The 15,288-nt window shown below is 45.6% G+C and carries 11 protein-coding genes and 1 pseudogene; 1 reads left to right on the forward strand and 11 read right to left on the reverse strand.

Annotated features, from left to right (window positions below):
• Nucleotides 1-20 precede the first annotated feature (20 nt).
• Together hemE and nudC are read right to left on the reverse strand one after the other, a co-directional pair.
• Complete coding sequence (gene hemE / locus AACV12_RS02265; protein ID WP_010318957.1) at nt 21-1,088, reverse strand: uroporphyrinogen decarboxylase; 1,068 nt, start codon at nt 1,086-1,088, stop codon at nt 21-23.
• A gap of 248 nt (nt 1,089-1,336) precedes the next feature.
• Nucleotides 1,337-2,122, reverse strand: coding sequence for an NAD(+) diphosphatase (gene nudC / locus AACV12_RS02270; RefSeq protein ID WP_170901399.1), 786 nt, complete (start codon nt 2,120-2,122; stop codon nt 1,337-1,339).
• Nucleotides 2,123-2,302: 180 nt separating this feature from the next.
• Between nudC and AACV12_RS02275 the strand changes: the two genes are divergently transcribed.
• A complete protein-coding gene (locus AACV12_RS02275; protein WP_013857948.1) occupies nt 2,303-2,797 on the forward strand; it encodes an Rsd/AlgQ family anti-sigma factor in 495 nt (164 codons plus the stop codon).
• 89 nt (nt 2,798-2,886) lie between these two features.
• On the opposite strand, the gene rpoC is transcribed toward AACV12_RS02275, so the two are convergent.
• From rpoC to tuf, 9 genes and pseudogenes are all read right to left on the reverse strand, one after another.
• Nucleotides 2,887-7,089, reverse strand: a complete 4,203-nt coding sequence (gene rpoC / locus AACV12_RS02280) for a DNA-directed RNA polymerase subunit beta' (protein ID WP_013857949.1) — start codon at nt 7,087-7,089, stop codon at nt 2,887-2,889.
• Nucleotides 7,090-7,168: 79 nt separating this feature from the next.
• A complete protein-coding gene (gene rpoB, locus AACV12_RS02285) occupies nt 7,169-11,197 on the reverse strand; it encodes a DNA-directed RNA polymerase subunit beta (protein WP_010318961.1) in 4,029 nt (1,342 codons plus the stop codon).
• Between the two features lie 252 nt (nt 11,198-11,449).
• A complete protein-coding gene (gene rplL, locus AACV12_RS02290; RefSeq protein ID WP_010318962.1) occupies nt 11,450-11,815 on the reverse strand; it encodes a 50S ribosomal protein L7/L12 in 366 nt (121 codons plus the stop codon).
• A gap of 60 nt (nt 11,816-11,875) precedes the next feature.
• Nucleotides 11,876-12,364: a 50S ribosomal protein L10 gene (gene rplJ, locus AACV12_RS02295; protein WP_026027617.1), complete on the reverse strand. Its 489-nt coding sequence runs from the start codon at nt 12,362-12,364 to the stop codon at nt 11,876-11,878.
• A gap of 288 nt (nt 12,365-12,652) precedes the next feature.
• Nucleotides 12,653-13,354, reverse strand: coding sequence for a 50S ribosomal protein L1 (gene rplA, locus AACV12_RS02300; RefSeq protein ID WP_013857952.1), 702 nt, complete (start codon nt 13,352-13,354; stop codon nt 12,653-12,655).
• Nucleotides 13,355-13,358: 4 nt separating this feature from the next.
• Nucleotides 13,359-13,787 carry a 50S ribosomal protein L11 gene (rplK, locus tag AACV12_RS02305; protein ID WP_010318965.1) on the reverse strand — a complete coding sequence of 143 codons (429 nt, stop codon included), beginning with the start codon at nt 13,785-13,787 and terminating at the stop codon, nt 13,359-13,361.
• Nucleotides 13,788-13,920: 133 nt separating this feature from the next.
• Nucleotides 13,921-14,469 carry a transcription termination/antitermination protein NusG gene (gene nusG / locus AACV12_RS02310; RefSeq protein ID WP_013857954.1) on the reverse strand — a complete coding sequence of 183 codons (549 nt, stop codon included), beginning with the start codon at nt 14,467-14,469 and terminating at the stop codon, nt 13,921-13,923.
• Nucleotides 14,470-14,481: 12 nt separating this feature from the next.
• Nucleotides 14,482-14,862, reverse strand: coding sequence for a preprotein translocase subunit SecE (gene secE / locus AACV12_RS02315; protein WP_026027616.1), 381 nt, complete (start codon nt 14,860-14,862; stop codon nt 14,482-14,484).
• 253 nt (nt 14,863-15,115) lie between these two features.
• Nucleotides 15,116-15,288: pseudogene (gene tuf / locus AACV12_RS02320) on the reverse strand (elongation factor Tu); the annotation flags it as partial.

A 15,288-nucleotide genomic window follows, 5' to 3' on the forward strand; every position in this document is an offset into this window, starting at 1 on the left:
GATAAGGCACCGCAAACCTATTATTGATGGTACGGTTTAGACAAGGCGTGCACCGCATCAACAAATATGCCCGCATTTTCCGGTGGCACATCTAAATGGATACCGTGTCCGAGGTTAAAGACATGGCCCGTTCCACCATGGCCGAACCCTTCAAGAATGGTCGCCACTTCTTGGCGAATACGATCATGCGGAGCATAAAGCATGGAAGGGTCCATATTGCCTTGCAGCGCCACCTTGTCACCGATACGCGCTTTGGCGTCGGCAATATTGATGGTCCAATCAAGCCCTACAGCATCACAACCCGTTGCTGCAATCTGCTCCAGCCACATGCCACCGTTTTTGGTAAACAGAGTGACGGGTACGCGGCGACCTTCATTTTCACGAATTAAACCATCCACAATTTTGTGCATATACTGTAGTGAAAAGAGGTTGTAGTCGCGCGGCGTCAGTACTCCGCCCCAAGTATCAAAAATCATAACAGACTGAGCACCCGCTTTGATTTGTGCGTTAAGGTATTCAATAACACTGTCTGCCAGTTTATCGAGCAAGGCGTGCAGCACGCTAGGATCGGCGTACATCATTTTTTTGATCTTAGTGAAGGCTTTTGAGCTGCCACCTTCCACCATATAAGTCGCGAGTGTCCATGGGCTGCCTGAAAAACCGATCAATGGAACTTCACCTTGTAGATCTTTGCGGATCTGGCGTACGGCATTCATCACATATTGCAGTTCGCCTTCCGGATCCGGTAAGCCAATTTTATCGACATCGGCTTTACAAGTGATCGGGCGTTCAAACTTTGGCCCTTCTCCCGCTTCAAAATACAAACCCAATCCCATGGCGTCAGGAATGGTTAAAATATCAGAAAATAAAATAGCGGCATCTAATGGAAAGCGACGTAATGGCTGTAATGTCACTTCAGAAGCTAGCTCAGCATTTTTACACAGCGCCATAAAATCGCCTGCTTCGGCACGCGTTGCGCGATACTCTGGCAGGTAACGTCCTGCTTGGCGCATCATCCATACAGGGGTGCAATCGACAGGTTGTTTTAACAGTGCACGCAAGTAGCGATCATTTTTTAATTCAGTCATTCCGTCTTCCAATTTAAAGCTTGTTATTTTTTGTGGCGTTATTCTAGCACTGAATAAGCGCCAAAAACGGTGTGCTTTGCAAGCGAGATCATGTTATTAACTTTTAAATCAATGGTTAATTTGCAAGCAACCTTTAACGGTGTTAAAAATTTGTTCGCTAGCGAAAACTATAATTATAAACTGAGTACTCTGTACTCGGCATCTCATAACGACATCTTACTTACCCCCTCCTTCACCGGAGGGTTTTTTTAGCAATGCGGCGGTGAATCTTTCTCGATTTCGCTTAACGTGTGCTCTATTAATGCTCTGGCTATCGTCCCTTCGGGCGCAACGGGAGGCAAAGCACTTGCTAAAAACCATTGTGCATCACTCAATTCACTATAGTCGGGTTTTATCGTGCCAGAGTCATATTCCGCCACAAAGCCCATCATCATACTCGATGGAAATGCCCAAGGCTGACTACCAAAATAGTGAATATTTTTCACATGAATCCCCGTTTCTTCAAGCACTTCACGTGCCACGCATTGCTCTAACGTCTCCCCGACCTCCAGAAAACCAGCAATGACGGTATACATGCCGTTACGATGCCTTGGGTGCTGGGCCAATAAAATTTTATCCTGATTTCGTACCGCGACAATAATGCAAGGAAAGATACGCGGATAATGTAACGTTCGACACTCAGAACATTGCATCGCCAATTGGTTATGGTTTAGGTAATTTCGCCCACCACATTGTGGACAAAAACGTAACGTTTGACTCATGTGACCATATTGAAGCGCTTTGCTGATCGCCAAAAACAGTTCTGGTTTGAGATGCAACAATTCGCGTAATGAAGTCATTTCTCGCTCGCCATCAAGATCGGCATCATTAACCCACATCACTGGGTAACCATCACAACTATCTACCACCACCGCTTTTTCTAAAGGCAGGGAATATTCACCCGCAGATCCTAGCGGTAACTCACCATTTATGGTCCAGATCTCACTTCCGGAAACTACACACCAATAAGCGATTTTTGTATCACTATTTTTCAACATGTTGCGACCTCTCTTCTTGCAGTTACCCCATTTTACTGGCAATCTAAATTCATACCAGAATTTGTAACGTTCCAAATTTAGTTCTATAAATTCTAGTAAGGACAATGAGTTGTATCTACGAAGTGCAACCCTACGCAAAGGAAACGGTCACCAGCTTTGTGACCCGATCATGAGGGCATGGTCATGCTAAAAAAACTAAAACGCACACAAGAGCAATGGGGCGGTTACAGTGACGTTATTGATCACTGGTTAAACACGCGACAAACCTTAATTGTAGAGTATTGCAAATTAGCCGCGCTGCAACCTTGCACCGCCAAAACGAATGTTAACGGGCTTCCCTCGCCAGAAGAGCTGCAACGTTTTTGCCAGCAACTGGTCGATTATATTTCCGAAGGTCACTTCAAAATCTACGATATGGTGATGGATAGGTGGCGTGCAACCGGCTTTGAAGCCACCGATGAAATTAATCAGACTTATGGAAAAATTATTGTTACTACGGAGCCGTTACTCAATTTTACAGATAAATACGCGGCAGTGAGTGATGAGGATGATCTCGAAAACTTTGACAACGACCTTTCGCTAATTGGTGAAATTATTGAGGTGCGTTTTGGAGTGGAAGATAGTTTGATTCAACTTATCGCGGACAGCTTGGCTATCCCTCCTGGTGCTTAATATTGAATATTTTGCTGTAATCATTCGCGTAGATTAATTAAGCGCAACAAAAAGGCACCCGAAGGTGCCTTTTTTAATCAGCGCTGAGATTACTCTTCAGAAGAGAAACCTGCGTTTAGCAGTGCCGCTAGGTTATCTGTCGCTTGTTCAGCAGACGGGCCTTTTAGCTGTGCCGCACGTTTAGCTTGACGCTCTTGGTGGTAAGCGAAACCTGTACCCGCTGGGATCAAACGACCAACGATTACGTTTTCTTTCAGACCGCGAAGATCATCACGTTTACCAGAAACAGCCGCTTCTGTTAGTACGCGAGTTGTCTCTTGGAACGATGCCGCAGAGATGAACGATTCAGTCGCTAGAGATGCTTTAGTAATACCTAGTAGCTCACGCTCGAAACGAGCAGGCTGTTTGCCTTCGGCTTCTAGGTTACGGTTTGCAACTTTCACTTGTGAGTATTCAACTTGCTCACCTGCTAGGAACTCAGAGTCGCCAGCATGAGTAATCGTACACTTACGTAGCATTTGACGAACGATAGTTTCAATGTGCTTATCGTTAATCTTAACGCCTTGCAGACGGTAAACTTCTTGAACTTCGTTAGCGATGTAAGACGTTACAGCATGGATACCACGTAAACGTAGGATATCGTGCGGAGTCTCAGGACCATCAGCAATAACGTCACCACGTTCGATCTTCTCACCTTCAAACACGTTAAGTTGACGATGCTTAGGAATCATTTCTTCATAAGTTTCGTCACCCTCACGAGTGATGATTAGACGACGTTTACCTTTGGTTTCTTTACCAAAGCTCACAGTACCTGTGTGCTCAGCAAGAATCGCAGGCTCTTTTGGTCGACGAGCTTCAAACAAGTCAGCTACGCGAGGTAGACCACCCGTGATGTCTCGGTTACCGCCAGATTTTTGTGGAATACGCGCTAATGTGTCACCAATACCAACTTCAGCACCATCTTCGATGTTAACGATCGCTTTACCCGGTAAGAAGTATTGAGCTGGCATATCAGTACCAGGGATCATGACATCTTTACCTTTCGCATCAACAAGTTTGATAGCTGGACGCATATCTTTACCTGCTGCTGGACGAGCGGCAGCTTCGGTTACTTCGCTTGAAGATAGACCCGTTAGGTCATCTGTTTGGCGAGAAACCGTTACACCATCAATCATATCAACGAATTGGATGCGACCAGCCACTTCAGTGATGATTGGCATGGTGTGCGCTTCCCAGTTAGCCACTGTTTGACCAGCTTCAACCGCGTCGTTATCACCTTTACTCAACACAGAGCCGTAAGGCAGTTTGTGTTTTTCTTTCGTGCGACCAAATTCGTCAATGATAGTCAGCTCTGATGCACGAGATGTGATAACCAGCTTCTTATCTTTGTTGATAACGAACTTAGCGTTGTGAAGTTTCACAGAACCTTTGTTCTTCGCTTGGATGCTGTTCTCTGCCGCAGCAGTAGAAGCCGCACCACCGATGTGGAACGTACGCATCGTTAACTGTGTACCCGGCTCACCGATAGATTGAGCAGCAATAACACCGACTGCCTCACCTTGGTTCACTAGGTGACCACGAGCAAGGTCACGACCGTAACATAGCGCACAACAGCCGAAGTCCGCATCACAGGTTACCACTGAACGTACTTTCATATTATCGACAGAGTTCTCATCGATAATCTGACACCACTTCTCATCAATCAGAGTATTACGTGGAATAAGTACTTCTTCAGTGCCTGGCTTCATCACATCCTCAGCCACAACACGACCAAGAGCCAGTTCAGTTAAAGAAACTTTAACATCACCACCCTCGATATGAGGCATCATGTCGACACCTTCTTGAGTGCCACAGTCATGCTCTGTCACCACAACGTCTTGTGCAACGTCTACTAAACGACGAGTCAGATAACCTGAGTTCGCTGTTTTAAGTGCTGTATCGGCTAGACCCTTACGTGCACCGTGGGTAGAGATAAAGTACTGTAGTACGTTCAGGCCTTCTTTAAAGTTTGCTGTGATAGGCGTTTCGATGATTGAACCATCTGGACGCGCCATCAGACCACGCATACCTGCAAGCTGACGAATCTGAGCAGCAGAACCACGAGCACCCGAGTCAGCCATCATATAGATGCTGTTAAACGATTCTTGTTGTTCTTCTACACCATCACGGTTGATCACGGTTTCAGAAGATAGGTTATCCATCATCGCTTTCGCAACACGGTCGTTGGTAGACGCCCAGATATCGATAACTTTGTTGTAACGCTCACCCGCCGTAACAAGACCTGATTGGAACTGTTCTTGGATTTCGCGTACTTCTTCTTCAGCTTCAGCAATTTCAGTGTATTTCGCTGCTGGTACAACCATGTCGTCGATACCAACTGACACGCCTGACAGTGCTGCATAAGCAAAACCGGTGTACATGATTTGGTCAGCAAATACGACCGTATCTTTCAAACCAAGCTTACGATACGCTTCGTTTAATAGATTTGAGATCTGTTTCTTACCAAGCTTCTGGTTCACGATGCTGTATGGCAAGCCTTTAGGCACGATTTGCCATAGCATGGCACGACCGACAGTCGTATCGACCATCTTAGTCTCAGTTGTGCTGTAACCATCTTCATCAACAACGGTTTCAGTGATACGTACTTTAACGCGTGCGTGTAGCGCCGCTGTCTTAGTACGGTATGCCTTCTCAGCCTCTTTAGGGCCAGCCAGGTACATACCTTCACCTTGTGCGTTGATTTTTTCGCGAGTCATGTAGTACAGACCCAAGACCACGTCCTGTGAAGGTACGATGATCGGATCACCGGATGCTGGCGACAGAATGTTGTTCGTCGACATCATCAGTGTACGAGCTTCAAGCTGTGCTTCTAAAGTTAGAGGCACGTGAACCGCCATTTGGTCACCATCGAAGTCCGCGTTATACGCCGCACACACAAGTGGGTGCAATTGAATCGCTTTACCTTCAATCAGTACAGGCTCGAACGCTTGAATACCAAGACGGTGCAGTGTTGGTGCACGGTTTAGTAGTACTGGGTGTTCACGAATCACTTCGTCTAGGATATCCCAAACAACCGCTTCTTCACGCTCAACCATTTTCTTAGCTGCTTTGATCGTCGTGGCCATGCCGCGAGTTTCTAACTTGCTGTAGATAAATGGTTTAAATAGCTCAAGTGCCATCTTCTTAGGAAGACCACACTGGTGCAGACGTAAATATGGACCCACTGTGATTACAGAACGGCCTGAGTAGTCTACACGTTTACCAAGTAGGTTCTGACGGAAACGACCTTGTTTACCCTTGATCATATCAGCAAGAGATTTCAGAGGACGCTTGTTAGAACCTGTGATCGCACGACCGCGACGACCGTTATCAAGTAGCGCATCAACAGACTCTTGCAGCATACGCTTTTCGTTGCGTACGATGATGTCCGGAGCTGCTAGCTCTAGAAGGCGCTTCAAACGGTTGTTACGGTTGATCACACGGCGGTACAAATCGTTCAGATCAGATGTCGCAAAACGACCGCCATCTAGTGGTACTAGAGGACGTAGATCTGGCGGAAGTACCGGAAGCACAGTCAGGATCATCCACTCAGGGTTATTACCTGAGCTGATAAACGCTTCAACAAGCTTCAGACGCTTAGTCAGTTTTTTGCGTTTAGTTTCAGAGTTAGTGGTTTGTAACTCCTCACGCATCATCTCTGTTTCAGCGACAAGATCCATTGAACCCAATAGGTCCTTGATCGCTTCTGCGCCCATCTTCGCCGTGAACTCATCGCCCCACTCTTCTAGACGGTCAAGATACTCTTCTTCAGTAAGCATCTGACTCTTTTCTAGATCCGTCATACCCGGCTCTGTTACTACATACATTTCGAAGTAAAGAACACGTTCGATATCACGTAGAGGGATATCCATTAGCAGACCGATACGAGACGGTAGCGATTTTAGGAACCAGATGTGAGCAACCGGTGATGCAAGCTCGATGTGGCCCATACGGTCACGACGAACTTTAGTTTGTGTAACTTCAACGCCACATTTTTCACAGATCACGCCACGGTGTTTCAGACGCTTATATTTACCACAAAGACATTCGTAGTCTTTGACTGGACCAAAAATACGCGCACAGAACAGACCATCACGTTCAGGCTTGAACGTACGATAGTTGATCGTTTCAGGTTTTTTAACTTCACCAAAAGACCATGAACGAATCATGTCAGGTGAAGATAGACCGATTTTGATTGCATCAAATTCTTCGGTCTTATGCTGTGCTTTTAGAAAGTTTAATAAGTCTTTCACAATCAGCTCCTGTAAGGAGTTAAAAGGCGCTCGGCGAGCGCCTTTCTACCAGGATAATCCAGAGGGTTTACCGCCAAGATTACTCTTCGTCTTCTAGCTCGATGTTGATACCTAGCGAGCGGATCTCTTTCAGCAATACGTTGAAAGACTCTGGCATGCCAGGTTCCATGCTATGGTTACCATCAACGATGTTCTTATACATCTTCGTACGACCGTTAACGTCATCTGACTTAACAGTAAGCATTTCTTGTAGTGTATATGCAGCACCGTATGCTTCTAGTGCCCACACTTCCATCTCACCGAAACGCTGACCACCGAACTGAGCTTTACCACCAAGTGGTTGCTGAGTTACTAGGCTGTACGAACCTGTTGAACGAGCGTGCATCTTGTCATCAACAAGGTGGTTCAGTTTGAGCATGTACATGTAACCGACAGTTACAGGACGCTCGAATGCATCACCAGTACGACCATCAAACAGTGTTAGCTGACCAGAAGTTGGTAGGTCGGCTAGGCTTAATAGTTCTTTGATTGATGCTTCTGACGCACCATCAAATACTGGAGTTGCAATCGGTAAACCACCACGAAGGTTGTTCACAAGAGTACGAACATCACCATCAGACAGAGCAGCAATATCTACTTTCTGACGCGTATCGCCAAGATCATAAACCTTCTGTAAGAACTCACGCTGCTTAGACAGCTCTTGTTGTTCTTTAACCATTTGGTTGATCTTGTCACCAATACCTTTTGCAGCCAGACCTAAGTGAACTTCAAGGATCTGACCGATGTTCATACGTGACGGTACACCTAGTGGGTTTAATACGATATCAACCGGCTGACCGTTTTCATCGTAAGGCATGTCTTCAACAGGGTTGATCTTAGAGATTACACCCTTGTTACCGTGACGACCTGCCATCTTATCACCAGGCTGGATACGACGTTTCACCGCTAGGTAAACTTTAACAATCTTCAGAACGCCAGGCGCTAGATCATCACCTTGAGTGATTTTGCGACGTTTCGCTTCGAACTTCTTATCGAAGTCAGCTTTTAGCTCATCCCACTGCTCAGCAAGCTGTTCAAGTTGAGATTGTAGCTCGTCGTTTTCTAGTGTTTGTTCTAGCCATTTCTTACGATCGATCGCATCAAGCTTCGCTTCAGAATAGCCACCATTGATCAGTACAGCTTTCACACGCGCTAGTAGACCACCTTCAAGAATTTGGAACTCTTCAGTAAGGTCTTTCTTCGCTTCTTTTAGCTGCATGTGTTCAATTTCAAGCGCACGCTTGTCTTTCTCTACGCCATCGCGAGTGAAAACTTGAACATCGATAATGGTACCTGAAACAGAGTTTGGTACACGCAATGACGTATCTTTAACATCAGAGGCTTTTTCACCGAAGATTGCACGTAGTAGCTTCTCTTCTGGAGTTAGCTGAGTTTCGCCTTTCGGCGTTACTTTACCAACTAGGATGTCACCACCCTTAACTTCAGCACCAATGTAAACGATACCTGACTCGTCTAGTTTAGACAGAGCCGATTCACCTACGTTTGGAATATCCGCTGTGATCTCTTCAGAGCCCAGCTTAGTATCACGAGCCACACAAGAAAGTTCTTGGATGTGGATAGTCGTGAAACGGTCTTCTTGAACGACGCGCTCAGATACTAAGATCGAGTCTTCGAAGTTATAACCATTCCAAGGCATGAATGCGATACGCATGTTTTGGCCAAGCGCTAGCTCACCAAGGTCTGTTGAAGGACCATCAGCAAGGACATCACCGCGAGCTACAGGTTCACCTGGCATCACAGTAGGACGTTGGTTAATACATGTGTTTTGGTTCGAACGTGTGTATTTAGTTAGGTTGTAGATGTCGATACCCGCTTCACCAGATACAAGTTCATCTTCATTAACTTTAACTACGATACGAGACGCATCAACTGACTGCACCATACCGCCACGTTTGGCAACGGCAGTTACACCAGAGTCAACCGCTACATTACGTTCGATACCAGTACCAACCAACGGCTTCTCAGCGCGTAACGTTGGAACCGCTTGACGTTGCATGTTCGCACCCATCAATGCACGGTTCGCATCATCGTGTTCTAGGAACGGGATAAGCGAAGCGGCGATTGATACGACCTGGTTGGTCGCAACGTCCATGTAGTCAACATGTTCACGAGGGTGAAGACCAGATTCACCTTTTTGACGAGCTGTGATCAGCTCATCTGCAAACGTACCTTCTTCAGTCAGAATGGCGTTTGCCTGCGCGATAACAAATTGACCTTCTTGGATAGCTGACAAGTAATCAACTTCATCAGTCACCACACCATCAACAACACGACGGTACGGAGTTTCTAGGAAACCGTATTCGTTACAACGTGCAAATGCTGATAATGAGTTAATCAGACCGATGTTCGGACCTTCTGGCGTTTCGATCGGACATAGACGACCGTAGTGAGTTACGTGTACGTCACGTACCTCAAAGCCAGCACGCTCACGAGTTAGACCGCCAGGACCCAATGCAGAAATACGACGTTTGTGCGTCACTTCTGAAAGTGGGTTGTTCTGGTCCATAAACTGAGAAAGCTGTGAAGAACCGAAGAATTCTTTAACGGCCGCAGAGATAGGCTTCGCATTGATCAAATCTTGAGGCATGATCGCATCAAGATCGCCAAGGCTTAAGCGCTCTTTCACTGCACGTTCAACACGCACAAGACCTACGCGGAATTGGTTTTCAGCCATTTCACCAACAGAGCGAATACGACGGTTGCCAAGGTGGTCGATATCGTCCACTTCGCCAATGCCGTTACGAATGGCGATCAACTTCTTCATCACTTCGATGATGTCAGTTTCGTCAAGCGTACCAAGCTCGCCGGCATCTTCACGCTCAATTGAGCTGTTGAACTTCATACGGCCTACTGTTGATAGGTCATAGCGTTCTTCTGAGAAGAATAGGCTTTCAAACAGCGATTCGGCTGCTTCTTTTGTTGGTGGCTCGCCAGGGCGCATCATGCGGTAGATTTCTACTAGCGCAGAAATACGATCAACCGTACTGTCGATGCGGAGCGTCTCAGACACAAATGGACCATGATCAAGATCGTTCGTAAATAGAACTTCAAGTTTCTTATAGCCCGCTTGTGAAAGATTCGCTAATGCTTCCAAGCTAATTTCTTGGTTTGCGCTAACGATGACTTCACCAGTTGCTTCATTGACATAATCTTTAGAAGCGACTTTACCTACGATGTACTCAACGGGTACTTCGATAAAATCAACGTTATCTTTTTCTAGTTGACGAATATGACGAGCCGTTACACGACGACCTTTTTCGACATAAACGGTACCATTTGCTTCAATATCAAATGACGCTGTTTCGCCACGCAGGCGCTCAGGTACCAACTCCATAAGAAGAGTTTGGTCTTTGACTTCAAACTTCACTTTTTCGAAGAACAGATCCAAGATCTCTTCTGTCGATTTACCAAGTGCACGAAGAATGATCGATGCAGGCAGTTTACGACGACGGTCAATACGCACGTATAGGTTATCTTTTGGATCAAACTCAAAATCTAACCATGAACCACGGTAAGGGATAATACGCGCGTTATAAAGAACTTTACCTGATGAGTGAGTTTTACCCTTATCGCTGTCGAAGAATACGCCTGGGCTTCGGTGCAGCTGGGATACGATAACCCTCTCAGTACCATTAATTACGAAGGTACCATTGTCTGTCATGAGTGGAATTTCACCCATGTAGACTTCTTGTTCTTTAATATCTTTTACAGTACCTGCTGGCGCGTCTTTATCAAAGATCACTAGGCGTAGTTTTACGCGTAGTGGCTTAGAATAAGTTACACCACGAATTTGACATTCTTTAACGTCAAAAACTGGCTCACCAAGACGATAGCTAACGTATTGCAGCTCAGAATTGCCGTTATAGCTCTGAATAGGAAATACAGAACGAAAAGCAGCCTCAAGACCGTATTGTCCTTCAGGATCCTGTTCGATAAACTTGTCGAACGAATCGAGCTGGATCGATAGCAGGTATGGAATGTCCAACACTTGTGGACGAGTACCAAAGTCCTTACGGATGCGCTTTTTCTCGGTATAAGAGTAAACCATGGGGTTCCTCAGCTCGCTGATAAGTGACCCAAACTGCCCACCAATTATTCAAAAATAAAGGGTCATAGGACAGTGACTAACAGCTGTTTACTGTAGTAACACAACATCACTCAAAAATGATAGTTTGTGTGCTTTTGCACGAGTATAAGCGTCTAAACAGCGGGAAAATTCACCCATACCCTACAGCGCAAAAAGGCCGGTGGTCAATAAACCACCAGCCATTAGCCTTGCGGCTAAGAAATTAAGTAATAATTACTTAACTTCAACAGTCGCACCAGCTTCTTCTAGCTCTTTCTTAAGTGCGTCAGCTTCTGCTTGAGAAACTGCTTCTTTAATTGCAGCTGGAGCGCCGTCAACTAGAGCTTTAGCTTCTTTAAGACCTAGGCCAGTTGCGCCACGTACTGCTTTGATTACAGATACTTTGTTTGCGCCAGCAGCAGTTAGGATTACGTCGAATTCAGTTTGCTCTTCAACAGCTGCTGCTGCTGGGCCACCTGCAACTACTGCAGCTGCAGCAGAAACACCGAACTTCTCTTCCATAGCAGAGATAAGTTCAACAACTTGCATTACAGACATTTCTGCAACTGCATCTAGGATTTGCTCGTTAGTAATAGACATAACAATTCTCTTTTAAGTCAACAATAAGTTTATTTAGCAAACAATAAAAAGCAATGCGAATTACGCAGCTTCTTTTTGATCGCGGACAGCAGCGATAGTACGTACCAGCTTGCCAGCAGAAGCTTCTTTCATGCACATCATTAGGCGTGCGATTGCTTCGTCGTAAGTTGGTAGTGTCGCTAGTAGTTCTGCGTCAGTTAATGCGCCTTCAAATGCAGCTGCTTTGATTTCAAAGTGCTTGTTCTCTCTAGCGAAGTCTTTAAAAAGACGCGCTGCAGCACCTGGATGCTCGTTAGAGAATGCGATCAAAGTAGGACCTACGAATACGTCTTGTAGACATTCGTAAGCTGTGCCTTCCACTGCGCGACGTGCTAGAGTATTACGAACAACTCTCATGTAAACACCCGCTTCACGAGCTTGTTTACGTAGAGAAGTCATCGCGCCTACTTGAACGCCACGAGAGTCAGCAACAACTGCAGAAAGTGCACCACTGGCCGCTTCGTTGACTTCAGCAACAATTGCTTGTTTGTCTTGAAGGTTTAAAGCCATCTTGGATTTACTCCTGGTTGTCGTTACACCACTCACTATTATCACAACAGTGAGAGTTATTTCGGTGCAGTCCCAGAAGAAAGTTTATCTATTCAAAAAATAAATTATGCTTTCTGTCAGTTCGGGCACCATCTACGTAGGTACGATTAAGTCATTTATCAAACAGACAAATAACGCCTACGGTCTTGGACGGAGACTGGGTCATAGTTCTAAGAACTAAAATCAGCCCCAACCACAAATATTAGGCGCAGAATTATACACAAATTCCACACCTAATCAAATGTATTATTACGCTTGAGCGTTTAGCGTGTTCTGATCAACAGCAACACCAGCACCCATCGTAGTAGAAATGCTTACTTTCTTCAGGTAAGTACCCTTAGCAGAAGAAGGTTTCGCTTTCTTAAGTGCAACTAGAAGAGCTTCTAAGTTCTCTTGAAGTTGGTTAGTTTCGAAAGAAACTTTACCGATAGTTGTGTGGATGATGCCGTTTTTGTCGTTACGGTAACGAACCTGACCTGCTTTAGCGTTCTTAACCGCTTCAGCAACGTTAGGAGTTACAGTACCAACTTTAGGGTTTGGCATTAGACCGCGAGGACCAAGAATGGTACCTAGTTGACCTACAACGCGCATTGCATCTGGAGAAGCAACAACAACGTCAAAGTTCATTTCGCCTTTCTTCACTAGCTCAGCTAGATCTTCCATACCCACTAAATCTGCACCAGCAGCTTTAGCCGCTTCAGCGTTTGCACCTTGAGTGAACACTGCAACACGTACTTCACGACCAGTACCGTGTGGCAGAACAGTTGCACCACGTACGTTTTGGTCAGATTTACGAGCATCAATGCCAAGGTTCACAGCAACGTCTACAGACTCAACGAATTTAGCCGTTGCAAGTTCTTTAAGAAGAGCTACAGCTTCGTTGATTTCGTATTCTTTAGTTGCGTCAACTTTCTCACGGATAGTGCGCATACGCTTAGTTAGTTTTGCCATGATATTAACCCTCTACCACTAAGCCCATTGAACGAGCAGTACCCGCAATAGAACGTTTCATCGCTTCAATGTCAGCACCAGTCATATCAGCCGCTTTCGCTTCTGCAATTTCTTGGATTTGAGCATCAGTAACCGTGCCCACTTTTTCAGTGTTTGGACGGCCTGAACCAGACTTGATGCCTGCAGCTTTCTTTAGAAGAACAGCCGCTGGAGCAGTCTTAGTTACGAACGTGAAAGAACGGTCGCTGTATACAGTGATAACAACTGGAGTAGGCAAGCCTTTCTCCATTGATTCTGTTCTTGCGTTGAACGCTTTACAGAATTCCATGATGTTAACGCCACGTTGACCTAGTGCAGGACCAACTGGTGGACTTGGGTTCGCCATACCAGATGCAACTTGCAACTTGATATAAGCTTCAACTTTCTTAGCCATGATATTTCCTAAATGTGGGTACAAACGCCAATCAGCTGATCAGCTCCCCGGTTACTTTGTCATAAAGACGTGTAAATAAGGCGCGAAATTATAATCACATTTCACGCCCTTAACAACCCTAAAAGGTGTTTTTTTAATCAAGCTTATCGACTTGGCCAAATTCAAGTTCAACAGGAGTTGCACGACCAAAGATAGATACTGACACTTTAATGCGGCTCTTCTCGTAATCCACTTCTTCAACGGTGCCGTTGAAATCAGCGAATGGACCTTCATTAACACGAACCACTTCACCTGCTTCAAACATCGTCTTAGGACGCGGAGCTTCGCTCGCTTTCTCTAGACGATTAAGAATCGCATCGGCTTCTTTGTCAGTGATAGGTGCAGGACGATCGGAGGTTCCACCAATGAAACCCATTACACGAGGAACACTACGAACTAAGTGCCAGGACTCATCATTCATGAGCATCTGTACCAATACATAGCCTGGGAAGAACTTGCGCTCACTTTTACGGCGTTGACCTGCACGCATTTCAACAACTTCTTCGGTTGGAACAAGAACTTCACCGAAGAATTCTTCCATTGCGTGCATCTTGATATGCTCACGCAGCGATTGCGCTACGCGGCCTTCAAATCCAGAGAAGGCTTGAACTACATACCAGCGTTTTTTAGGAGCTTCACTCATGTATTAAACCCTCTATACCCCAGTCACGAAAGCGACAAGACGAACCATAATGCCGTCGATGCCCCAAAGTGCTAGAGCCATTACGATACTTACAGCTAAAACGATTAATGTTGTTTGCATGGTTTCTTGACGTGTCGGCCATACCACTTTGCGAACTTCCATACGAGATTCACGCGCAAACGCAATCGCCGCTTTTCCTTTTGTGGTTGTCGCAGCAACACCGAGTGCTGCAATAATCAGCGCAACCACACCTGCAGCGCGAAGCACTACAGACATTTCACCATACAGGTAATTACCCACAACAGCGGCAGCTAACAGAGCAAAAGTGACAATCCACTTAAATGTGTCTGCTGCACTTGAGCTATCAGGAATTTCAGCATTGTTTGCTTTCATAAACCAACCTGTTACAAGTCTTAACATAGACGACAACAACCCCGCTGTTGCAGGGCAAATCCATAGCACAGGTAAAGCTACCTATACATACTCATCAAGATAGAAATGTCTCTATCTTAAATCCTTTGCACTGGCTTTATCGACCAACAAATCGACAACGGCCAAATTTAGTGCAGAAAAAGGGCATCAAATGATGCCCTTTTTGGTAGTCGTTAGTCAAATACTATTCGTATTTAAACGGCTAAATCAGCAATTAAGCGATAACTTTAGCAACAACACCAGCACCTACTGTACGACCACCTTCACGGATCGCGAAACGTAGACCTTCATCCATCGCGATTGGAGCGATTAGCTCTACAACCATTTGGATGTTGTCACCTGGCATTACCATCTCTACGCCTTCTGGTAGAGAGATATCGCCTGTTA

It is taken from the genome of Vibrio sp. 2-2(8) (genome assembly GCF_963888495.1).
GTDB lineage: Bacteria > Pseudomonadota > Gammaproteobacteria > Enterobacterales > Vibrionaceae > Vibrio > Vibrio anguillarum.